At 50.4% G+C, this 21,756-nt stretch carries 20 protein-coding genes, 2 pseudogenes and 1 riboswitch; all 22 genes and pseudogenes read left to right on the plus strand.

The features are described 5' to 3' along the window. Positions 1–15: 15 nt before the first annotated feature. The 22 genes and pseudogenes from EIM92_RS06250 (at position 16) to EIM92_RS06355 (ending at position 21,745) form a co-directional block, all read left to right on the plus strand. Positions 16–1,770, plus strand: a complete 1,755-nt coding sequence (locus EIM92_RS06250) for an ABC transporter permease (protein WP_125081950.1) — start codon at positions 16–18, stop codon at positions 1,768–1,770. Then, positions 1,767–3,275 (plus strand): ABC transporter ATP-binding protein, encoded by a 1,509-nt coding sequence (locus tag EIM92_RS06255; RefSeq protein ID WP_246021222.1) that lies wholly within the window; start codon positions 1,767–1,769, stop codon positions 3,273–3,275. Before EIM92_RS06250 ends, EIM92_RS06255 begins: the two co-directional genes overlap by 4 nt. A gap of 88 nt (positions 3,276–3,363) precedes the next feature. Then, a complete protein-coding gene (locus EIM92_RS06260) occupies positions 3,364–4,128 on the plus strand; it encodes a Cof-type HAD-IIB family hydrolase (RefSeq protein ID WP_125085032.1) in 765 nt (254 codons plus the stop codon). Between the two features lie 230 nt (positions 4,129–4,358). Beyond that, a pseudogene (locus EIM92_RS06265) lies at positions 4,359–5,714 on the plus strand (IS1182 family transposase); the annotation flags it as partial. A gap of 647 nt (positions 5,715–6,361) precedes the next feature. Next, on the plus strand, positions 6,362–7,429 hold the full coding sequence (gene prfA / locus EIM92_RS06270; protein WP_125081951.1) for a peptide chain release factor 1: 1,068 nt from the start codon (positions 6,362–6,364) through the stop codon (positions 7,427–7,429). A 4-nt stretch (positions 7,430–7,433) separates the two neighbouring features. Continuing rightward, positions 7,434–8,330 carry a peptide chain release factor N(5)-glutamine methyltransferase gene (gene prmC / locus EIM92_RS06275; RefSeq protein WP_125081952.1) on the plus strand — a complete coding sequence of 299 codons (897 nt, stop codon included), beginning with the start codon at positions 7,434–7,436 and terminating at the stop codon, positions 8,328–8,330. Positions 8,331–8,639: 309 nt separating this feature from the next. Then, positions 8,640–9,824, plus strand: a complete 1,185-nt coding sequence (locus EIM92_RS06280) for an FtsW/RodA/SpoVE family cell cycle protein (protein ID WP_125081953.1) — start codon at positions 8,640–8,642, stop codon at positions 9,822–9,824. A 435-nt stretch (positions 9,825–10,259) separates the two neighbouring features. Beyond that, entirely contained in the window at positions 10,260–10,892 is a 633-nt protein-coding gene (gene spoIIR / locus EIM92_RS06285) for a stage II sporulation protein R (RefSeq protein ID WP_125081954.1), read from the plus strand. Between the two features lie 211 nt (positions 10,893–11,103). Further along, positions 11,104–12,228 carry an L-threonylcarbamoyladenylate synthase gene (locus tag EIM92_RS06290; RefSeq protein ID WP_125085033.1) on the plus strand — a complete coding sequence of 375 codons (1,125 nt, stop codon included), beginning with the start codon at positions 11,104–11,106 and terminating at the stop codon, positions 12,226–12,228. Between the two features lie 55 nt (positions 12,229–12,283). Then, entirely contained in the window at positions 12,284–13,165 is an 882-nt protein-coding gene (locus tag EIM92_RS06295) for a DUF72 domain-containing protein (RefSeq protein WP_125081955.1), read from the plus strand. A gap of 88 nt (positions 13,166–13,253) precedes the next feature. Continuing rightward, entirely contained in the window at positions 13,254–13,814 is a 561-nt protein-coding gene (locus tag EIM92_RS06300) for a manganese efflux pump MntP (RefSeq protein WP_125081956.1), read from the plus strand. A gap of 48 nt (positions 13,815–13,862) precedes the next feature. Further along, the gene (locus tag EIM92_RS06305) at positions 13,863–14,447 is read left to right on the plus strand and encodes a low molecular weight protein arginine phosphatase (protein WP_125081957.1); all 585 of its coding nucleotides are present in this window, start codon (positions 13,863–13,865) and stop codon (positions 14,445–14,447) included. Positions 14,448–14,509: 62 nt separating this feature from the next. Then, positions 14,510–14,592: riboswitch (ZMP/ZTP riboswitch) on the plus strand. Positions 14,593–14,775: 183 nt separating this feature from the next. After that, positions 14,776–15,363, plus strand: coding sequence for a TIGR01440 family protein (locus EIM92_RS06310; RefSeq protein WP_125085034.1), 588 nt, complete (start codon positions 14,776–14,778; stop codon positions 15,361–15,363). Between the two features lie 52 nt (positions 15,364–15,415). Next, the gene (locus tag EIM92_RS06315; RefSeq protein WP_125081958.1) at positions 15,416–16,666 is read left to right on the plus strand and encodes a serine hydroxymethyltransferase; all 1,251 of its coding nucleotides are present in this window, start codon (positions 15,416–15,418) and stop codon (positions 16,664–16,666) included. Positions 16,667–16,951: 285 nt separating this feature from the next. Further along, positions 16,952–17,581: a uracil phosphoribosyltransferase gene (gene upp, locus EIM92_RS06320; RefSeq protein WP_125081959.1), complete on the plus strand. Its 630-nt coding sequence runs from the start codon at positions 16,952–16,954 to the stop codon at positions 17,579–17,581. A 47-nt stretch (positions 17,582–17,628) separates the two neighbouring features. Beyond that, positions 17,629–18,795, plus strand: coding sequence for a non-hydrolyzing UDP-N-acetylglucosamine 2-epimerase (wecB, locus tag EIM92_RS06325; RefSeq protein ID WP_125081960.1), 1,167 nt, complete (start codon positions 17,629–17,631; stop codon positions 18,793–18,795). Positions 18,796–18,889: 94 nt separating this feature from the next. Then, positions 18,890–19,132: an AtpZ/AtpI family protein gene (locus tag EIM92_RS06330; RefSeq protein WP_246021223.1), complete on the plus strand. Its 243-nt coding sequence runs from the start codon at positions 18,890–18,892 to the stop codon at positions 19,130–19,132. After that, a complete protein-coding gene (locus EIM92_RS06335) occupies positions 19,125–19,502 on the plus strand; it encodes an ATP synthase subunit I (RefSeq protein WP_125081961.1) in 378 nt (125 codons plus the stop codon). The genes EIM92_RS06330 and EIM92_RS06335 overlap by 8 nt, the downstream gene beginning before the upstream one ends. A gap of 35 nt (positions 19,503–19,537) precedes the next feature. Continuing rightward, a complete protein-coding gene (gene atpB, locus EIM92_RS06340; protein WP_125081962.1) occupies positions 19,538–20,302 on the plus strand; it encodes a F0F1 ATP synthase subunit A in 765 nt (254 codons plus the stop codon). A 94-nt stretch (positions 20,303–20,396) separates the two neighbouring features. After that, positions 20,397–20,609, plus strand: a complete 213-nt coding sequence (gene atpE, locus EIM92_RS06345; RefSeq protein ID WP_407668699.1) for a F0F1 ATP synthase subunit C — start codon at positions 20,397–20,399, stop codon at positions 20,607–20,609. A 104-nt stretch (positions 20,610–20,713) separates the two neighbouring features. Next, a pseudogene (gene atpF / locus EIM92_RS06350) lies at positions 20,714–21,200 on the plus strand (F0F1 ATP synthase subunit B). Further along, on the plus strand, positions 21,197–21,745 hold the full coding sequence (locus tag EIM92_RS06355) for a F0F1 ATP synthase subunit delta (protein WP_125081963.1): 549 nt from the start codon (positions 21,197–21,199) through the stop codon (positions 21,743–21,745). The pseudogene atpF and the gene EIM92_RS06355 overlap by 4 nt, the downstream one beginning before the upstream one ends. Positions 21,746–21,756: the final 11 nt, after the last annotated feature.

Genomic DNA, 21,756 nt, shown 5'->3' on the forward strand with positions numbered 1-21,756 from the left:
GGTGCGTGACAGCTTATGACGGACATGAATACTCCCGGCGTGGAGCTGAGGGCTAGGAAGGGGAACGGGGGCTTTCCCTTATCCCTTCCCGGCACATCCTCGGCAGGTCATAAAATAGGTATAGCTCTAGGGATCATTGCGACATTGTTCTTTTTTGTACTGCCGATCATCAAGCTGACTCTGCTTAGTGTGCAGGGTGAACAAGGCTTCTCCCTTCATTATTATACGGAGCTGCTGCAGCAGGAGCGCTTTTGGCGAACGATGAAATATACGTTTGTTATCGTCATCGGATCTACGCTGCTGTCCGTCGTTATGGGTGTTACGGCGGCCTGGTTGATGGCTTATACTGATTTATCGCATAAAAAACTGCTGCACTTGCTCATACTGCTGTGCTTTGTGCTGCCGTCCTACGTCCTTACTCTATCCTGGTCATCCTTTATGAGCCCGCAGGGCTGGATGGCTGCTGTGCTGCGGTGGTTCCAGCCCGGGGCTAAGCCGTGGAGCATGTACAGCGTGGGCGGTATTATTTTTGTCATGGGGATTCATCATTTTCCGCTGGTCTATTTATTTACGGTCAACGTGTTGAGAAAAATCCCCCGCGATCTGGAATGGGCCGCGAGCACGGGTGGGGCGGGAAAATGGAAGACCTTCGCCCGGATTACAATGCCCCTGGCATTGCCTGGCGTAACGGCAGGCGGGCTGCTCGTCTTTCTCGCTTCCCTGGATAATTTCGGCATCCCGGCCTTCCTTGGGACGCCGGTCAACATCAGCGTTCTCAGCACGCTCATTTATGAGGAAATTATCGGCTTCGGTCCTTCCGCCTTCGGGCGGGGTGCCTCATTGTCCGTCATTCTCGGCTTGATCGCCGTGGTCGGAACCACTCTCCAGTGGCTGTCGGTCCGCAAAAGCAAGCAGGCTGAAGCGCTGCGAGCTGATGAAGAGCCGCGATATGCGCTCGGCAAGCATCGATATTGGCTTAACCCGCTGCTGTGGGGCAGCCTGATTTTTATTACGATTATTCCGCTGTTTGCCATGATATCTCTTTCCCTTAAAAGGTCTTATGGAGGGAAGGGGTTTAGCAATCTGACACTCGACAACTACCGATATATTCTGTTCGACAATCCGTCTACCTGGAAATCGATACAGAACAGTCTGGCGCTTTCATTCGCAACGCTGCTCGCCTGTTTGATCATCGGCACTCTGTTTGCTTATTTCCGGGTGCGCAGACCCTCGAAATTGAATCGGCTCGCCGAGCTGGCTATATCGGTTCCTTATACGCTGCCGGGCATCGTCTTTGCCCTGTCGATGATCCTTGTCTGGATGGAGCCGATGCCCGGCTGGAATCCGGGCATATACGGAACGACGACGATTTTATTTATCGCTTATGTCTGTCGGTTTCTTGTTTTGCAAATTCGGGCGGGAGTGACGGCATTTACCCAGGTGGATGCTTCCATGGAGGAGGCGGCTCGCATCTCGGGGGCCGGAGTCTGGCGGCGTTGGAGGAGAATTCTGCTGCCTATGCTGCTGCCGGGGCTGCTTAGCGGAGCGCTGCTCGTCTTTTTGACCGCGCTGACCGAATTAACGGTATCCGCTCTGCTCTACTCCTCCGGCTCGCAGACGATCGGAGTGACTATATTCGGCTTTGAACAGGCGGGAAATACGCTTTATTCCACAGCTCTATCTAGCTTGATCGTATTCCTGATCTTTACAGGTGCCGGATTGCTAGGACTTCTTCAGAAATTTACTTTACGAAAAGGGGTTCGGTCATGACCATTCAATTGAAACAGGTGAGCAAGACGTTTGGGAGCTTTCGGGCTTTAAAATCCGTCGATCTAACTATTGCGGACGGCGAGTTCGTGGCAATTCTTGGCCCCTCCGGCTGCGGAAAAACCACCTTGCTGCGCATGCTGGCGGGCTTTGAACAGCCGACCTCCGGGGAAATCGCCATCGACGGCAGCGTCGTGGCCAGCTCTAAATCGAGCGTCCCTCCGGAGAAGAGGCGAATTGGCATGGTGTTCCAAAATTTCGCTTTGTGGCCGCATATGAATATATATGAGCATGTCCGGTTTCCGATTCGCACACATAAAGAGACGCCCAAGGCGATCCGCGAGCGGGAGGATGAACGGATTAACGAAGTGCTCCGGCTTGTGGGACTTTCCGCGCTGGCGAAGCGGATGCCGCATGAGCTGTCCGGCGGCCAGAAGCAGAGAGTCGCCATTGCTAGGGCGATTGCTCCCGAGCCATCGCTGCTGCTGATGGACGAACCGCTAAGCAGTTTAGATGCAATGCTGCGCATGGACATGCGGCGGGAAATACAGTCCGTGCACCGGGAGACTGGCTCCGCCATCGTTTATGTCACGCATGATCAGGGAGAAGCCTTATCCATGGCGGACCGGATCGTTGTGATGAAGGACGGGCAGATCGAGCAGGTCGGTACGCCGCAGGAGATTTATTTGCGCCCGGAGACTGAGTTCGTGGCCCGCTTTGTATCCAAGGCCAATTTAATCCAGGGGAGCTGGAGTGATAACCGCTTTACGCCGCTTGGCGCTGACCCTTCGACTTATTGGCCCGGCGAAGGCGTGGCGGATTGCTTCAAATCGCAAGGCCTCTATCCGGTGCGGCCGGATCAATTCCGACTCAAGCCCGCTCAAGCCGGGGGGCTGTACGGAGAAATCGTCAATGTTCAATTCCAAGGAAGAGAGTTCAATTACGATGTTCGTGCAGCCGGCCAGCAGTGGGAAGTGATTTCTCCTGCACCGTTCAAGCTTCATGATCAGGTATCGCTGCATATTCCCGCCGTGAATTCCGGCCCGTTGCCCCCAACCGTTGCAGGTGCCGTGAATCCCGGCCCGTTGCCTGCAACTGTTGCAGGCACGGCTTTGAGTGCAGCTTCGGGTGAAGCTTCTGTTGAAGCTTTTGGTGGAACTGTGGGTGGGGGCGCGGGGAGCGTATTAGAAGCTGTCTCTACTGGAGCTTCTGGTCAAGTTGGAGGTAGCGCGTTAAAGACATCTTCAGAGAGAGCTTCCGATAAGGCTTCCGGTCGAACTGTAGGTGGAGCGTTAGGGATAGTTTCCGGGGAAACTGCAGGTGGAACTTTAGGGATAGCTTCCGGTGGAGTTATAGGTGGAGCGTTAGGGATAGCTTCGGGGGAAACTGTAGGTGGAGCGTTAGAGATAGCTTCAGGCGGAGCCGTGGATAAAGCGATAGATAAAGCCTCCGGTGCTGCTGATGGAGCATTAGAGATGGTAGATCCACAAGGTACATCAAGGTGGTGATTAAGGAATGGCAAGCAATCTTGTAGGAATGAGGGCTGCTGGAAGCGACGTGTTAGGATCTAGAAAAGCTGCGGTCAGCTATGCAAAAATGATATTCTTTGACATTGACGGAACGCTGCTGGATCATCACAAGCGTTTGCCCGGCTCGGCCAAGGCAGCCATTCAAACCTTGCAGCGGCTCGGTCATGAGGTGGCTCTGGCGACAGGACGTTCCCCGTTTATGCTGCAACAGGTAGCCGACGAATTGGGTATTGACTCTTATGTCGGCTTCAACGGCCAGTATGTCGTAATGAAGGGGAAGCTCATCTATGCGAAGCCTTTCCAGGATGAAGAGCTGGACGAATTGTCCCGATTCGCTGCGGATCGTGGTCATCCACTGGTTCATTTAAATGAAGAATCGATGCGCAGTAGCATGATCCATCATCCCTACGTAGAACAGTGCATTTCGTCGTTGGAATATCCGCCTCCCGAATGCGACCCCGATTATTTCAGAGGGCGTTCCATCTATCAAACCATGCTGTTTTGCGAAGAGGTGGAGGAGCAGCCGTATCGCGATCAGTTTGCGGGACTTCGCTTTGTGCGCTGGCATCCTTATTCCCTGGATGTATTGCCGGGCGGGGGATCGAAGGCAAATGGGATTGCCCAGCTCATCCGCAGCATGGGCTTCGAGCCGGAGGAGGTCTATGCATTCGGCGACAATCTCAACGATTTGGAGATGCTGCAGTATGTCGGCCATGGTGTTGCCATGGGCAATGCGCCGGATAGCGTAAAGGAAATCGCCAGGCATGTGACCACCGATGTAGATCAGCATGGTATCGTTCATGGATTGCGTATGGTCGGGCTGCTGCCTTGATTTTGTAAGATGTTAGTGGAATTTCATGTACTTGCTCCACCCCCATCGACCCTCATTTTAATAGCTCAACAATAATTCAACTTATACAAATGGATTTATAGTAGTTAGTTTCTGCGGGTAAGGTAGGATTAGTAATTTAAATGTATTTCATCAGACTGTTGAAAAAGCCCCTATCTAGATCACATTACCGCGTTAATTTGGTATAATATAGGTAATATATTGAAAGTGTGGTGCGCGAGTTGCCTAACATTCAACAAGATAGAAATCAAATTGAATTGGTTAGTATAGATATGCTTGTACCAAAAGATCATTTACTACGAATCATTGATGAAAACGTAGATTTTTCATTTATTACGGAGATGACTCGCCCCTACTATCACGGCACATTAGGGAGGCCTCCAATTCACCCGATTCGCCTTTTCAAAATGATGCTGATTGGTTATTTATATGGCATTCACTCCGAAAGGCAATTAGAGCAAGAAATTAAAACGGACGTAGCCTACCGCTGGTTCCTCGGTCTAGGCTTAACGGATCCTGTGCCGGATCACTCGACGATTAGTTACAACCGTAATGTGCGATTCAAAGGATCTACCATTTTTCAAGACATTTTTGACGAAGTAGTCCGTTTGGCCATCCGTCATAACATGGTAGGGGGACGTGTTCTCATTACTGATTCAACGCACATCCAAGCTAACGCGAATAAAAATCGTTCATCGATGCAAGTTGTGACGGAAACGCCCCTTGAATATTTAAAAGAATTGGAGACAGCTGTTAATCAAGAACGAGAGCGTCATGAAAAAAAGCCGCTGCCGCCCGTGAAAAACGAAACGATTGAAAAAAAACTGCGAGTGAGTAACACCGATCCAGAAAGTGGCTTTATGAAGCGTAAAGGCAAACCCGAAGGGTTTTATTATTTGGATCATCGTACAGTCGATCACAAATTCAATCTCATTACGGATGTCCATGTTACCCCTGGAAATGTGAATGACTCAACCGTTTATATAGAAAGACTTCAAAGACAGATCGATACATTTGACTTTCACAATACGTTAGAAGCTGTTGCTTTGGATTCAGGATATATGACGCCCTACATATGCAAAAAAACAAGCGAGATGGGTATTTTCAGTGTCATCGCTACTCGTAATGCCCCTACAGCAGAGGGGACTATACCCAAAGAAGAGTTTTCCTATGACCCGCAACAAGACGCTTATATATGTCCCAATGGATCTAAGCTGACTTACCACACAACCAATCGCAATGGATACAAAGAATATATGTCCAACCCTGACTTATGTGGCCAATGCCCATTATTGGATAGCTGTACATCAAGCAAAAATCGTAAACGTAAAATTCAGCGGCATGTTTGGGAAGGGTTTAAAGAGCGAGTAGAAGCGAATTACCGTAGCTCTTCAGGACAGATCTTGTATAAGCTCCGTTGTAAAACAGTTGAGCGAAGCTTCGCGGATGCCAAAGTGCTCCATGGGCTTCGCATTTCCCGTTTGCGTGGCCGGGAAAAAGTGCAGGAACAAGCACTGATGACTGCCATAGTGCAGAACATTAAGAAAATAGCAAGGCACCTAGCCAAGCTTTTTTCTCGTACAAACGGGAACTCACCTTATATTTTAATCCTTTCGATTCTGGATTTCCGTGGAAAGTATGTTTTCTTGCATAGAAAATCAATTACTTCAACAGTCTGATTTCATGTTATTAGAAGAAGGAAAATCATCAATTATGGCCTGGATTCTCGATTTTAGGTGCAACAAATCCATCTAGTCCTCTTGAACATTGGTTTAGAGCGTAACTAGATACATGAAATCCATTTAGTATAAGACGGCTCAGTATGCTGCGCATCTTAGTGTATAACCGCCAAGTGTATAACCGCCTAGTGTGTATGCCGCCAAGTGTAGAGCATTCTAGGAGAGGAGCTTGGATCGGCTTTGTCGCCTTTGTAACCAGAATATTACCTCTTATGAACCTTTATAATTCAAAAACCGGGAAAGTCGTGATGGTGGGACATTTTACGTATTTGCTCCACATTTAATTCAATAGCTTCAACCCATAGGATAGGACAGATATAGGATGTGTGAAAAAACGGTCGGAGGAAGCCACTCTTGTCGAGGCTGTTCAAGCGCGGGGAGTTATGGTATAATAAACAGTCGTTTGCTCTTGATGTGCTGAACGTTGAGGGACGGCTATTTTCAGGAAACTTCCATGTAAAGAGAGGTGGCTTCCCTTGTTAGATCGACTTCAATCCCTGGCTGATCGCTATGAGAAATTGAGCGAATTGCTCTGCGATCCGGATGTGGCGAGTGACACGAAGAAATTAAGGGATTATTCCAAGGAACAATCGGACTTACAGCCCGCTTATGAGGCTTATACCGAATATAAGAAAGTCATCGAAGAGCTAGAAGCGGCGAAAGCTATGCAAGCCGAGAAGCTGGACGATGAAATGCGCGAAATGGTCAAGATGGAAATCGAGGAGCTGTCCGCGCGCCAGCAGGAGCTGGAAGAGACGATCCGCATCTTGCTATTGCCTAAGGATCCTAACGATGACAAGAACGTTATTGTGGAAATCCGCGGGGCTGCGGGCGGAGATGAGGCGGCTTTATTTGCTGCTGACCTGTATCGTATGTACACGCGTTTTGCGGATAACCAAGGCTGGAAAGTGGATGTTATGGATGTCAACGAGAGCGATCTCGGCGGCTTCAAGGAAATAATTTTCATGATTAATGGCCGCGGTGCCTACAGTAAAATGAAATACGAGAGCGGTGCGCATCGCGTACAGCGTATTCCGGCGACGGAGTCGGGCGGACGGATCCATACCTCTACCTCGACGGTTGCGGTCATGCCGGAAGCGGAGGAAGTGGATGTCGAGATTCTAGATAAAGATATCCGCGTCGATACGTTTTGCTCCAGCGGTGCTGGTGGACAGTCCGTTAATACGACGAAATCCGCAGTGCGCGTGACGCATGTCCCGACGGGCATTGTGGCAACGTGCCAAGACGGTAAATCGCAGAACTCCAATAAGGAGAAGGCACTACAGGTGCTGCGGGCCCGAATTTCCGATATGATGCGTCAAGAGGAAGAGGCGAAGTACGCCGGTGAACGGAAGAGCAAGGTAGGTACGGGTGACCGCAGTGAGCGGATTCGTACGTATAACTTCCCGCAGAGCCGGGTGACAGATCATCGGATCGGTCTGACGATCCATAAGCTCGAGCAAGTGATGAACGGGGATATCGAAGAACTCGTGTCCGCGCTGACGATAGCCGAGCAGGCCGAATTGATGGAAAAAGGAGAATAACGCTTTGAACAGAGATGGCGTAAGCTATACCCTATCTGCCAAGCATAATATTTCGGAAGCCCGCAGAGAGGCTTCTTCTTTTTTAGCGGCGGCGGGCGTGCAGGAGCCGGATTCCAATGCCGAGCTGCTGATTCGGCATGTACTTGGGCTTGACGGCGCGGCTTATTTGGCGGCGTTACGCGATCCTTTCCCACGCGAGAAGCAGGGGGCGTGGGAGGAAGTGATCCGCCGCAAAGCGGCGGGCGAGCCAGCGCAGTACATCATCGGGGAGCAGGAGTTCTACGGCTTGACCTTTCAGGTCACGCCGGCCGTCCTGATTCCCCGCCCGGAGACGGAGCTGCTCGTGGAGGCGATCGTGCAGCATGCCGATCGCCTCGCCGTCGGCGCGCTGTACGCCGCCGACATTGGCACAGGCAGCGGCTCGATTGCCGCTGCTCTGAAGCACCTGCGCCCAGGCTGGCGCGTGGCGGCGAGCGATATCTCGCCGGATGCGCTGGCGGTGGCGCAGGGCAATGTCCGGCGGCTCGGCCTGGACGTGGCGTTCAAGCAGGGCAACCTGCTTGAACCTTTTGCCGGCGAGCCGCTGGACATCGTGGTGTCCAATCCGCCGTATATTCCGGCGGATGTCATCGCGGGCCTCCAGCCGGAGGTGCGCGACTATGAGCCGCGCACCGCGCTTGACGGAGGCCCGGACGGCCTTGCGCCATACCGCGAGATGATGGCGCAGCTGGCGCTGCTTCCGCAGCCGCCCCGCCTGATCGGCTTTGAGCTCGGTATGGGGCAGGCCGCTGATGTAGCTGAGCTGCTGCGTGCCGCCGGGCACTGGCGGGAGATCGTGACCGTCGCTGATTTAGCCGGGATTGATCGGCATGTGCTGGGTGTAGCTGATCATCGAAGTTAATGTCATGATGTTCGCGATATAGGCGATGTCGAATTAGTGTCCTCAGTGGCCTCGGACGAGACAGCAGGAATGAAGCCTGATGAACCGTCCGGGTATTTTTTATCTAAAATGTTTATAAAGCTAATTGCTCATTCCTTTGCAGGCTGAAATATAAAGAACGTGCTGCAGCAAGCGTTACAGGGTGTGTGCGCGAAAATGTATTGTGAAAGCGTGCGCACAGCCTGTTGTCGGATAGACTTTGCCCTGACTTTTACTTACAATGATGATGGGGCAATATTGAGATGCATCATTTGAAGTGGAGGACGGCAAATGCTTAATAAACTTAAGAAAATTGACTTTGTGATCGTGTTCATTTTGCTAATCCTCATGGGAATCAGCATTGTAGTTCTTTACAGTGCAACGGCCAATACGAAGTATAGCGGTTATCACCTTCAAATGCTGAAATATTACATTTTAGGTTTTGTCGTATTTTTTCTCGTATCCTTGCTGGATTTCCGTCTGTTGATTAAACATGCGATATATATTTATTTGTTCGGTTTAAGTCTGCTTGTCGTGGTCGTGTTCATCGGAAATACGTATCATAATGCGACAGGATGGATGACCTTGCCGGGGGGGATCAGTTTTCAACCCGCAGAGTTCTTTAAATTAATTTTAGTCATCTTTCTCGGTTTCCTGCTTGTCCGCAAGCGAAAAACTGGGCTGTTGTTTTGGCGGGACGTTGTCCCGATCTGCCTACTTACCTTTATTCCGTTTGCTGCGGTGATGGCGCAGAATGATTTGGGGAATGCGCTGAGTTATCTTGTGATTCTGGCGGGGATGCTTTGGATCGGGAACATAAAATATACGCATGCCTTGATTGCTTTGGCTATTTTTGCCGGCGGGTTCATCGGGGGAATTAGTGCGTACAAGATATACTATGAGCAGGTATATAGTTTTTTCGAAAGTATCGGGCGAGTGCATTGGGTTGAACGCATCGATCCTTGGCTGATGCCCGAAATGGCAACGGATAAGGCGATCTATCATACGAGAAACGCTAAGCTGGCCATCGCCACCGGAGGAATGACGGGGGAAGGGTTCATGCAGGGCGGCAATGTACAGGCTGAACTGGTGCCTTTGACATATTCGGATTCTATTTTCGTCGTCATCGCCGAGGAGTTCGGCTTTATCGGCTGTTCGATTTTGCTGCTGTTGTATTTTGTGCTGATTCATCGGCTGATCTTGATTTCGCTGGATTGCCGCGATCGGTCTGGGCCGCTAATTATCGTTGGAATCGTAGCGATGCTGCTGTATCAGATTTTCGAGAATATCGGGATGTTTATAGGTTTGATGCCATTAACAGGGATCACCTTGCCTTTTATCAGTTATGGAGGAACGTCCCTGATCATAAATATGGCGAGTATTGGGGTGGCGATGAGCATTCTCATTTACGGCAAAGAGGCGGAGGAGGAACAGCCTTTAACCACCTCGCGTTACGCTTCGGTGAGGTCGCAATAGACCGCTAGAAGGTAATTGAGCGTAAGGCCGCAGTTGATTGGCGACATGGTTAAATCGAATAGCTGGAACGAAAGTCGCTGCCTGTCAGACGAAGGTAGTCTCTCCCCGAAGGTTGTATCTCCTGCTTTTGCTAGATGGGTTGCCTGGGTTCATGTGGTTCGACCGTTTGCCCCGCCGTCATGCAGCAATGCACCCCGCGCTGGGAGCTGCGTGTGGTACGAACCTGTAAGGTTGCTGTGATTAGAGCCTGGTGCCGAGCAGAATCCGGAATTGCTTGAGTGGGTTTAATCGGGCATAGGCCACCTTTAATTTACGGTTCTTAAGTGGGTTTTTTCTATGAAAGCATGGAAGAAAGGGACGAAATTGATAGGTTTACGTTTCTCTTAAACGGACATACTGATAGATATCAGTAGTTTGGTAGAGGGGGAAGCGGTGATGGGGCAGCAATTCCGCAGTATTGCACTTATATTTTGCAGTTTCATGATCTTGTTGATGTCTTGGGAAGGGCAGAAAAGCGATGCCGCTGCTATAGGCGGTTCTATTCCGGAGGAATCGATTCGGCTGCGAATTTTGGCCAATTCGGATCGGCCGGGTGATCAAGTGATCAAACGGCGGGTTCGCGACGCCATCGTTGAGCAGATGAACGGTTGGGTCCAGCAGCTGGAGCATCCGCTTAGCTTGACGGAAGCCCGGCAAATCATCGAAAACAACTTGGCTTTGGTGGAAGACACGGTGAAGCAGACGCTCGAAAAAAGCGGCAAAACCTACACATACCAAGTGGAGCTCGGAATGGTATCTTTTCCGACAAAAATGTACGGCGGCGCGGTATACCCGGCTGGAGAGTATGAGGCGCTGCGCGTAACTCTGGGGAAAGGTGAGGGCAAGAATTGGTGGTGTGTGCTGTTTCCGCCGTTATGCTTCGTCGATGCGGGCAGCGGTGAAGCGCTGGCAAAGGATGGGGATGCAGAGGTGAAGGTGCAGGCGCAGCAGGAGGAGGCCGAGGTTCGCTTCTTTTTATGGGATATGCTGACCGGTCTGTGGAATTGGATTGTCAGTTTCTTTAAATAATTTTGGAAAGAAAATCGGGGGCTTGTCTTGCTGTCAAATAACCGAAATCGTGAGGTTATGGTGGCGGGACAAGCTTTTTGCGTTGTGAGGCTTGGGTTATAATAGGAGAGGCGTGTAAGGGCGTGTAAGATGGAGATGTCAGAAGGTGGGCCAGGCGAGTTCTGGAATGGTGAAGATATATGACTATAGATGAAAGTAAGTGTGGATGCCAATGAATGATTATAATCAGGGGAAGAAAGTGATGAAGGAATGTGCGGGTACAAGTAAAACTCGCTGGTGGGATGTGAGGTCCCGAGGGAGTGAGGGGGCGGGGGCCATCGAAGAGGCGGCTGCCATGCTGGCTTCCGGGGGGACGGTTGCTTTCCCGACCGAGACGGTGTATGGCCTCGGTGCGGATGCTCGGAGCACGATAGCGGTGGAGGCTATTTTTGCCGCCAAAGGTCGGCCTTCCGATAATCCGCTGATCGTGCATATTGCGGACATCAAGCAATTGGATGGTCTTGTCGCAGAGGTGAACGAGACGGCTCGCGCGCTGATGGAGGCTTATTGGCCGGGGCCGCTGACGCTGGTGCTGCCAGCGGCTCCCGGTGCCGTCTCGCCGCGGGTAACGGCGGGACTGCCCACCGTGGCCGTGCGTATGCCGGCTCACGATGTGGCGCTGCGGCTGATTGCCGCAGCGGGGTGTCCGGTGGCGGCGCCGAGCGCCAACCGGTCGGGGCGGCCGAGCCCTACGCTGGCGCAGCACGTGGGCGAAGATTTGGCCGGCGCGATCGACGGCATCGTCGACGGTGGGCCCACGGGGGTGGGCGTGGAGTCGACGGTGGTAGAAGCCGGCCCTGACGGCACGGTCACCGTGCTCCGCCCTGGCGGGATCACGGCCGAGCAGCTCGCCCGCATTGCGCCGGGCGGCGTGTACCTGGACCCCGCCCTGCAGGAGGCAGGCGGGGCTCAGGACATCCCGGCACCGAAGTCGCCGGGAATGAAGTACGCGCATTATGCGCCGCGCGGAACGCTGCGCATTGTGCGCGGGGCCGCCCCGGAAGCGGTGGCGGCCCGAATCGCCGCCGAGCTCGAGGCGGCCGCGCGGCGCGGGGAGGTGACGGGAGTGCTCGCCTTTGACGAGCATCTCCCTGACTTCCGCGCCGATTGCGTGCTCTCGCTCGGCAGCGTCCACGAGCTAGAGACGGCGGCGCACCGTCTTTATGGGGCGCTCCGCCGCTTCGATGAGTGCGGCGTCACTTACATGCTGGCCGAGGCCTGTCCTGAGGACGGACTCGGGGCCGCCGTCATGAACCGCCTGCTTAAAGCGGCGGGCCATGACGTAATTGAAGTATAGGCAGCGAATGCAATATTTGTAGCACGAGGCTATTCGAGAAAGGCGGTGAGGCAGGATGATATCCATCGGACTTACCGGTTGGGGAGATCATGACGATTTATATCCGCCCGGAACGTCGTCCAAGCAGAAGCTTGGGTTATACGCGCGGCATTTTCCGGTCGTCGAAGTGGATAGCTCGTTTTACGCGGTGCTCGGCAGAGATACGTATTCCCGCTGGCTGGACATGACGCCGCCTTCATTTACTTTTATACTCAAAGCCTACCAGGGCATGACCGGACATGCACGGGGAAAAACTCCCTTTGAAGGGCCGGGAGTCATGTTTCAGGCTTATTTGGATTCGATCGCTCCGGTCATTGAGTCGGGAAGGCTGCGAGCGGTTATGTTCCAATTCCCGCCTTGGTTTGATTGCAATCCCGATCATGTTCGGCAGCTTAGAGCCGTGCGAAAATGGATGGGACGGCTTCCGTTGGCATTAGAGTTCCGGCATCAGAGCTGGTTCGCCCCGGGAATGCGGGAGCGGACGCTCGAATTTATGCGGGAGGAAGGCTGGATTCACATCGTTTGCGATGAGCCTCAGGTGGGGCAGGGGTCAGTGCCGACGGTGCTTGAACCGACGGATGATCGTTTGACCATCGTGCGGCTGCACGGAAGGAACGCAGCGGGCTGGACTCAGGGCGGTGCTCCAAACTGGAGGGAAATCCGTTATTTGTACCGCTATAACCGCGAGGAATTAATGGAATGGCGAGATAAGCTCAAAGATCTGCAGTCGAAGGGTGCGCGTGAGATCTGTATGATCTTTAACAATAACTCCGGTGGCGATGCGGCTTCGAATGCCCGGGAAATGATGCAGCTCCTTGGTATGGAACCCGCAGAGCTACCGCCTTCGCAGCTAGATTTATTCGGTGAAGGATTGGACCGATTATGGGGGAGAAATTGATCAACAACGGTGTTAGCTGCCTGTCATGAATTATCTCATGTTCGCATATGGTTGTACAAAACAACCTCGTACATGGGAGTGTGGCGTTATGGCGGCAGTATACGACCGATTGGGCGAGCTGTTAACGATTATTTTGATGGCCATCGCTTTAGGAATGGACGCCTTTTCCCTGGGCATCGGTATTGGCATGCGAGGTGTTAGGTGGGGGGAAATGCTTCGGATCGGTGTTTTGGTTGCCTTCTTCCACCTTTTAATGCCGTTGGTAGGCGTTGTAGCCGGGCAATATGCAGGAGAAATACTTGGCGGCCTCGCAAAATACGTATCTGGCAGCCTGCTCGTGCTTCTTGGGGGGCACATGATCTGGAACTCTCTATTCGGCAAGGATGAACAGGCTGTGGACTATCGTTCTTTTCTAGGAATACTGTTATTCTCCTTAAGTGTAAGCGTAGATTCATTCTCTGTTGGCGTATCCCTGGGAATGTCCCGTAGCAGCTTGCTGCTGACGGTCATCGCCTTTGGTTTGGTTGGCGGGATGATGTCTATCCTCGGATTGCTGTTCGGCCGGGGCGTGGGTGAGCGTCTTGGTGAATATGGGGAGGCGGCAGGCGGTGCTATACTGCTCGCGTTTGGACTAATATTCATCTTCTGATACAATGACTGACATGTACATGCGGATATAAGGCTGGAGGTGAAAGGCATGCGAATATTGTTTGTGTGCACCGGAAATACTTGCCGCAGCCCCATGGCGGAAGCGATATTCCGCAAGCTGGCGCGGGAACGGGAATTTCACGCGGAGGTTTCTTCGGCGGGTGTTGCGACCGTGGAAGGACTGCCGATTTCCCGACATGCCGAGGACGTGCTAAAGGATTTGGGGATCAAGGATCAAATCACGTCTACTCCGCTCCACGCGGAGCTGATAGAATGGGCCGATCTTATCCTTACGTTAACTCAAGGGCATAAACGCCAGGCTGTTGCGAATTTTCCGGAGAAGGCGGATAAAATATTTACTCTAAAGGAATATGTGGAGGAAGATGAGGTCGTTCTTGCTGAGCAGGCCGAGCTTAACCAATTGATTGCGGATCTCGAACTGAGCCGCGCATTGGGACAAGCCATCGAAGAGACTAAAGAGCGGCGAATTCGTGAGCTGCTACAGCGGATGCCGCAGTATGATATCTCAGATCCGTTCGGCGGCACCCGCGAGGACTATGATGCAGCAGCACGAGAGATTCGGGCCGCATTGGAGAAGCTCATCGTAAAGCTGGAGAGAGAACGTTTTCGCTAAATCTTAGTAAAATGCGGGTTGCAATTGTAACGCGCATGTTTTATTCTTAAGTGGAATGGAAATGAATCCGATGTAACTGGCGACGATAGTGGATCAAACCACAATGGAGCATCGGAATATACGGCCGGTCGCCTGGGCAAAGAGCACGACGCAGCAGCTGCGTCATGCTCTTTTTTCGTCATTTCAGGAATTCATTGCTTGCGTAGCCTCGTTTTAACTCCAATCGTGCCATTGATTTTACCTGCGATGAAAGAAGTTTGTCGTCACTATCGCTGGGTTATATTAGGTATAATGAAGGCAGGCATGTCTTTGAAGGGTGGTTACGATGATGGATAGAGGACAACAAGATCAATCGCTTGGCGCAGAGGTAGCTGAGATTCTGGAAGAATTGGCAACTGCAGCTTCTTTAGGCTCGGGGCATCTGGTTGTGATTGGTGCAAGCACGAGTGAAATTGCGGGTCAGCAGATTGGTACGGCCGGGGCAGAGCATATTGCTGCCGAGTTGTATACTGGGCTAGCTGAAGTACAGAGCAGGTTCGGTTTTGCTTTGGCATTCCAGTGCTGTGAGCACTTGAATCGGGCGCTCGTTGTAGAGCGTGCCGTGCTGGAACAGTTTGCTTTAACCGAAGTTGCGGCGGTTCCCATGCCGAAGGCCGGGGGCTCGATGGCATCCGCGGCATATCGGCGAATGAAGCAGCCATGCTTGGCGGAAAGCGTTCAGGCGCACGCGGGCGTTGATATCGGCGAGACATTGATCGGGATGCATTTGCGACATGTAGCTGTTCCCTATCGTCCAGCGCGTAAGTTTGTCGGGCAAGCCAGGGTAACTGCGGCGTGGACGCGGCCAAAGCTGATTGGAGGAGAACGGGCGGTCTATAAGCTGCCTGAGGCACAAGACTCGCATCTTTGCGATTAGTATGGGAAGTATTTACATTTTATAATTTCAGATATAGGGAGGATTTTGGACAATGGATCATTTGAAAAAACAGGACCCTGCAGTATTGGAAGCTATGAATCTGGAGCTGAAGCGCCAACAGAACAATATCGAGTTAATTGCTTCCGAGAACATTGTAAGTGAAGCGGTGATCGAGGCCATGGGCTCCGTGCTGACGAATAAGTATGCCGAGGGATATCCAGGAAAACGTTATTACGGCGGCTGTGAGCATGTCGATATCGTAGAGGATATTGCTCGTGATCGTGCGAAGGAATTGTTTGGTGCGGAGCATGTTAACGTTCAGCCTCACTCCGGAGCTCAAGCCAACATGGCGGTATATTTGGCCGCGCTGAATCCTGGAGACACCGTGCTCGGCATGAACCTTGCTCATGGCGGACATTTGACGCACGGAAGCCCGGTAAATGCTTCAGGATTGCTTTATAACTTCGTTGCTTATGGCGTGCAGGAAGATACATTCCTCATCGATTACGATGAAGTGCGTAAAGCTGCTTTCAAGCATCGCCCTCGTCTCATTGTAGCTGGAGCTAGTGCTTATCCGCGGATTATCGATTTTGAAAAGCTGGCTTCCATTGCTAATGATGTTGGCGCACTCTTTATGGTAGATATGGCTCATATTGCGGGTCTGGTCGCTGCTGGCCTGCATCCAAATCCAGTTCCTCATGCGCATTTCGTGACGACGACGACTCATAAGACGCTTCGCGGGCCGCGCGGCGGCATGATCTTGTGCCGGAAGCCTTGGGCTGCAGCGATCGATAAGGCGGTATTCCCGGGTTCACAGGGCGGGCCGCTCATGCATGTTATTGCTTCGAAAGCAGTTGCCTTGGGTGAAGCGCTGCAGCCTTCGTTCAAGACCTATGCGGAGAATGTTGTGAAGAATGCCAAGGTATTGGCTGAAACGCTTGTTGCCGAAGGACTCAATCTTGTATCCGGCGGTACAGACAATCATCTGATGTTGATTGATACGCGCAATTTGAACATTACTGGTAAAGATGCTGAACACGTGTTAGATTCTATTGGCATTACAGTGAACAAGAACGCGATTCCATTCGATCCAACCAGCCCGTTTGTTACAAGCGGTATTCGCATCGGTACTCCTGCAGCTACTTCTCGGGGTATGGATGAAGCTGCGATGAAATCGATCGGGCAAATCATTGCCCTGGTTCTTAAGAATTCCAAGGACGAGTCTGTTCTGGAACAAGCTCGCAAACAGGTTAGAGCCTTGACGGATCAATTTCCGCTTTACCCGGAGCTGAGTTACGAATAGTATCAATATAAGGTTTAATCCATAATTGAATGGAAGGGGTGTCCTAAGCCGGGAGGCTAGGGATGCTCCTTTTCTCTATATAATTACTTGTGAAATAAATCTCTTATAGCTAAATATTCACAAGTGGTACTTCAAGGGCTCGGGGAATGGCAGTTACGGTCAGGTTGATACAGTTCGTGGCAATCGGAAAAAGACAGTGATATAATAAACAGGATTTGTGCATCATTTGATGTAAAGGATATTCACCTTAAGTGAAGACTCAGCTATTAACCGGAGGGACAAATAATGGGAAAATTGGTGGTATGTGATCACCCTTTGATTCAACACAAACTGACTTTTATTCGAGACATGCAAACGAACACGAAGGATTTCCGTGAACTGGTGGATGAAGTGGCCACGTTGATGGCTTATGAAATCACGAGAGAAGTTCCGTTAGAATCCATCAAAGTGCAGACTCCGGTCTGCGAGGCTGAGGCGAAGGTCATCTCTGGCCGGATGCTAGGCTTGATTCCGATTTTGCGCGCGGGCCTAGGTATGCTGGATGGCGTGCTTAAATTACTTCCTGCGGCTAAGGTTGGCCATGTTGGATTGTTCCGCGATCCGCAGACGCTCCAGCCCGTGGAATATTACGTAAAGCTGCCTACCGATGTGCAGGAGCGTGAGCTTATCGTGATAGACCCGATGCTGGCCACCGGTGGTTCGGCAATTGCGGCTATTGATGTGCTTAAGAAGCGTGGCTGTACGCAAATTAAGATGATGAATTTGATCGCGGCGCCTGAAGGGGTACAAGCCGTACATGAAGCCCATCCGGACGTTGACATTTATGTTGCTGCTTTGGACGAACGCCTGGATGAGCACGGCTACATCGTTCCTGGCCTAGGTGATGCCGGTGATCGGTTGTATGGAACTAAATAATATATCGCAAATGGACGATATTAATTAAGGAAAGGAAATATCTTGTCATGTCGAAAATTAAAGTAATGACGATTTTTGGTGTTAGGCCTGAAGCGATTAAGATGGCTCCGCTCATTCTTGAGCTGCAAAAACACAAGGAGCATATCGAATCGGTAGTTTGCGTGACGGCTCAACACCGCCAAATGCTTGATCAGGTTCTTGATGTGTTCAAGATCGTTCCGGACTATGACCTGGATGTCATGAAGCCGAATCAGACCCTGAATGAGATTACAATTCGGGTTCTAGGTGGGCTGGAGAGTGTTCTGCGTGAGGCGAAGCCCGATATCGTGCTTGTTCATGGAGATACGCTAACGACATTTTTAGCCAGTTATGCGGCATTTCTGCAAGGCATTAAGATTGGGCATGTTGAGGCAGGGCTGCGGACCTGGAATAAATGGTCCCCATATCCGGAGGAGATGAATCGCCAATTGACCGGTGTTCTAGCCGATCTGCATTTTGCGCCTACAGAGTGGTCTGCTAACAATCTGCGTAAGGAGAATAAGCCTGAGTCAAGTATATATATCACAGGCAATACGATTACTGATGTGTTTCAATATACTGTACAGCCTGATTACAGTAATTCAGTGCTGGACTTTGCCGCGGGTAAGCGGCTTATTCTCATGACGGCTCATCGTCGGGAGTCCCAAGGAGAGCCGCACATGAATATTTTCCGTGCTGTAAAGCGCATTGCTGATGAGTTCGAGGATGTGGCTATCGTATATCCGGTTCATCCAAGTCCTCCGGTTAGAGAACCAGCGCATGCTACATTGGGGGGACATCCTCGTATTCAACTGATTGAGCCTTTGGATGTGGTTGACTTCCATAACATCTATCCGCATACCCATTTAATCGTTACCGATTCTGGTGGGATGCAGGAGGAGGCCCCATCTTTTGGTGTTCCGGTTCTCGTGTTGCGGGATACGACTGAGCGTCCAGAGGGTATTGAAGCTGGAACGCTTGAGTTGGTTGGCACGGAAGAGGAGATGGTTTATGAACGGATTAAGGCGTTGTTGACGGACACTTCGCTGTATGAATCGATGAGTCATGCGGCAAATCCTTATGGAGACGGAAAGGCATCCGAGAGAATTGTCAATGCTATATATCACCATTTCGGCATTAATGATCGTCGCCCAGAGGATTTTCACAGAAAGTTCACAAATTCCATTGATCAATAATTGTGTTTCTGAACGAGATAGCATACAGTTATACTGTACGGTTTGAACGCTTTCGTTGACAAAAAGTAGACACATTCAGTAAAATAAGTTGGGGTTGTTCGATATAAGAATACCTGGTAATGATGGCAATCTCTGGGTTGCTGCCGCTTACATTAGCGGTGCGGGTTTTTTGCTGGCTATGTATATTGTTGTCGGCTTTTTGAGTGCAAGATGGCTGACGGAGCGTTTTGACGGCCCGAATTACTGGGTTGCTATTGGGGCTATTACCGGCCTCGTGCTGGGAATCGTCAACATATTTGTACTAATCAAAAAGTTTTTGGGGGCACAGAATGGATGATTTAGGTTCCATTGTCAAAGCCGTATTTCGGATTACGTTTTTGCTCCTGTTCGCGTTGTTATTCGGATGGGCTGTTCTCCCGGAGTACAGGCCGATTCTCGCCGGATTTGTTTTGGGGCTGGCTATTGGTTTGATTTATGTCCGCTTTTTATCTTTTAAAGTACGACAATTTATACAGCTCGTAGTCAGTGAGGAGCAGCGGAAATTTAGTTTTGGTTTTATCACTAGAATTTGTCTAGTTTTTATAGCCGTAATGGTTGCGGTCAAGTTTGAGCAGGTCTCGTTAATAACCGTTATTATCGGGATATTTGTACCACAGTTATTAACAATTCCAGTGAGTATCTTCATCGGAATTCGTAATAAAGCTTGAACCATTTAAACGGGGAAAGGGGTGAATACATATAAATGCATGACGCACCGATCATTATGCTTGGAGGGTTTCACCTGGATTTATCCGCCGTTATGATGCTCTTGGTAACTATGCTTATCGTATTCGTCATATGTCGATTAGCTGTAGCGAATTTGTCGGTCGAGAATCCATCCAAGATGCAGAACTTTATGGAATGGGTCGTTGAATTTGTCCAAGGAATTGTTGGAAGCTCCATGAGCTCAGAGAAAGGGAAGCCTTTTGTTTCCTTAGGGTTGACATTGATCCTATTCATATTTGTATCTAACCTTCTTGGTTTGCCGCTGGGGGTCATCACAGAGGCTCATCAACCTGAAACGGTCTTTGGAAAGGTTATTCAAGCAACAGCGAATCTTTCCGGAGGAGAGCATGCTCATATTCTATGGTGGAAGTCTCCAACTGCAGATATTGCTGTGACGGCTGGATTGGCAGCAGTTGTATTTGTAATCATGAACTATTTGGGAGTCAAAAATAACAGGGAACAATATTTTAAGCACTACGTCAAGCCGTTTCCGATATTTTTGCCACTGAATATCATCGAGAACTTTTCTAAGCCGATTGCGCTGGCTATCCGTCTATATGCGAATATTTTCGCGGGTGAGGTTTTGATTTCGGTTATTCTCAAGATGAGCTATATAGGTATACCATTTATGGGAATATGGCAAGGATTCAGTGTTTTTGTCGGAGGGCTTCAGGCTTACATATTCACCATGCTCACTATGGTGTATATATCACAGTATGCAGTTCCTGAAGAAGGGCATTAGTAAACTCAATGGAGAAGCCGCATTGGCTTTATCCTGCTGAGATAGATATTACTAAAATAATGTAATTAAATTTAAGGAGGATTTTATAATGGGATTGACTTATTTGGCAGCAGCTATTGCAGTAGGTGTTGGGGCGCTTGGCGCAGCTATCGGTAACGGGATGATTGTTAAGAGTACGGTTGAATCTATCGCTCGTCAACCAGAGGCAGCAAACAAGTTGCAAACAACGATGTTTATCGGCGTTGGTATCGTAGAGGTTGTTCCACTCGCAGCAACAGTTATCGCTTTCTTGATCATGTTCTCTTAATAATAGTTTCTAATTGGCGGGGAGGGCCTATGCCATCCGCGCCTTCGTTTTAAGAACACAGAAATAATGTCAGAAACTATTATTAACGGAAAGGAGTGACTTCAATGCCGATCCTTTGGGAGAACATTGTCATTACCATGATCGCGTTTGGGATTCTTTATTGGCTGCTTAACAAGTTTGCTTTTGGCAAGCTGTTTGAAGTGATGGAGAAGCGCCGCAATTTGGTAGTTGGACAATTAGAAGAAGCAAAACAAACCAGAGAGCAAGCCAACGTGTATGTCGAAGAGCAGAAAGAAGCTCTTAGCCAGGCGCGGCAGGAGGCTTATGAAATTATTGAGCAAGCGAAGCAGCAGCAAGCAAGCTCGGGATTTGCTGGAGCAAGCGAAGCAGGATGCTACACGCATGAAGAACGAAGCTATCCGCGATATCGAGAACGAGCGAAGCAAGGCCGTCGCATCTCTACGCGGTGAGATTGGTTCATTCTCCGTCAACATTGCTTCCAAGCTGATCGAGCGTGAGATTGAGAACAATCCAGACGAACAAGAAAAGCTTGTTAACCAATATCTTAAAGAGGTAGGTAGCAAATCATGAGCCGTGAAGCTGTTGTAGCGGGCAGATACGCCAAAGCCCTGTATGAAATTGCTGCGCAGGAAGGGCGTACACTGGAAGTTGAACAGGAAATCAGAGCTCTCGTACATGCTTTTAATGAAGATAAGGATATCCAGAAATTCATTTCTACTCCGAAGATCTCAGAAGCGGCTAAATGGGAGGCGCTTGAGGCTGCGCTTGAAGGCAAGCTCTCCAAGCCCGTTGTCTCATTGGTGAAGCTGCTTGTGGAGCGGGGAAGAACCGGAATTTTACCGGAATTGCTAAACAGCTATATCAAAGTAACAGGCGATGCAATTGGACTTGCTACAGCCATCGTCTATACGACTTATCCTCTAAATGAAGAGGAAAAGTCGGCAATCGCGGACGAGTTCGGCGCGATGGTGAACAAGAAGATTCGTGTTCTGAACGAGATTGATAAGGATCTGCTCGGCGGAATGAAAGTCAGAATCGGCGATACGCTGTACGATGGAAGTTTGGCCGGGAAGCTTGAACGGCTTGAAAAGTCTTTTCGAAGACAAGCACTGTAGATAGGGGTGAA

The organism is Paenibacillus lentus (assembly GCF_003931855.1).
Classification (GTDB): domain Bacteria; phylum Bacillota; class Bacilli; order Paenibacillales; family Paenibacillaceae; genus Fontibacillus; species Fontibacillus lentus.

Bases quoted from the DNA above. Each gene is read 5' to 3' on its own strand.
- EIM92_RS06250 (WP_125081950.1), top strand. From the start codon at position 16: ATGACGGACATGAATACTCCCGGCGTGGAGCTGAGGGCTAGGAAGGGG.
- EIM92_RS06255 (WP_246021222.1), top strand. From the start codon at position 1,767: ATGACCATTCAATTGAAACAGGTGAGCAAGACGTTTGGGAGCTTTCGG.
- EIM92_RS06260 (WP_125085032.1), top strand. From the start codon at position 3,364: ATGATATTCTTTGACATTGACGGAACGCTGCTGGATCATCACAAGCGT.
- EIM92_RS06280 (WP_125081953.1), top strand. From the start codon at position 8,640: ATGCTTAATAAACTTAAGAAAATTGACTTTGTGATCGTGTTCATTTTG.
- spoIIR (WP_125081954.1), top strand. From the start codon at position 10,260: ATGGGGCAGCAATTCCGCAGTATTGCACTTATATTTTGCAGTTTCATG.
- EIM92_RS06290 (WP_125085033.1), top strand. From the start codon at position 11,104: ATGAATGATTATAATCAGGGGAAGAAAGTGATGAAGGAATGTGCGGGT.
- EIM92_RS06295 (WP_125081955.1), top strand. From the start codon at position 12,284: ATGATATCCATCGGACTTACCGGTTGGGGAGATCATGACGATTTATAT.
- EIM92_RS06300 (WP_125081956.1), top strand. From the start codon at position 13,254: ATGGCGGCAGTATACGACCGATTGGGCGAGCTGTTAACGATTATTTTG.
- EIM92_RS06305 (WP_125081957.1), top strand. From the start codon at position 13,863: ATGCGAATATTGTTTGTGTGCACCGGAAATACTTGCCGCAGCCCCATG.
- EIM92_RS06310 (WP_125085034.1), top strand. From the start codon at position 14,776: ATGGATAGAGGACAACAAGATCAATCGCTTGGCGCAGAGGTAGCTGAG.
- EIM92_RS06315 (WP_125081958.1), top strand. From the start codon at position 15,416: ATGGATCATTTGAAAAAACAGGACCCTGCAGTATTGGAAGCTATGAAT.
- upp (WP_125081959.1), top strand. From the start codon at position 16,952: ATGGGAAAATTGGTGGTATGTGATCACCCTTTGATTCAACACAAACTG.
- wecB (WP_125081960.1), top strand. From the start codon at position 17,629: ATGTCGAAAATTAAAGTAATGACGATTTTTGGTGTTAGGCCTGAAGCG.
- EIM92_RS06335 (WP_125081961.1), top strand. From the start codon at position 19,125: ATGGATGATTTAGGTTCCATTGTCAAAGCCGTATTTCGGATTACGTTT.
- atpB (WP_125081962.1), top strand. From the start codon at position 19,538: ATGCATGACGCACCGATCATTATGCTTGGAGGGTTTCACCTGGATTTA.
- EIM92_RS06355 (WP_125081963.1), top strand. From the start codon at position 21,197: ATGAGCCGTGAAGCTGTTGTAGCGGGCAGATACGCCAAAGCCCTGTAT.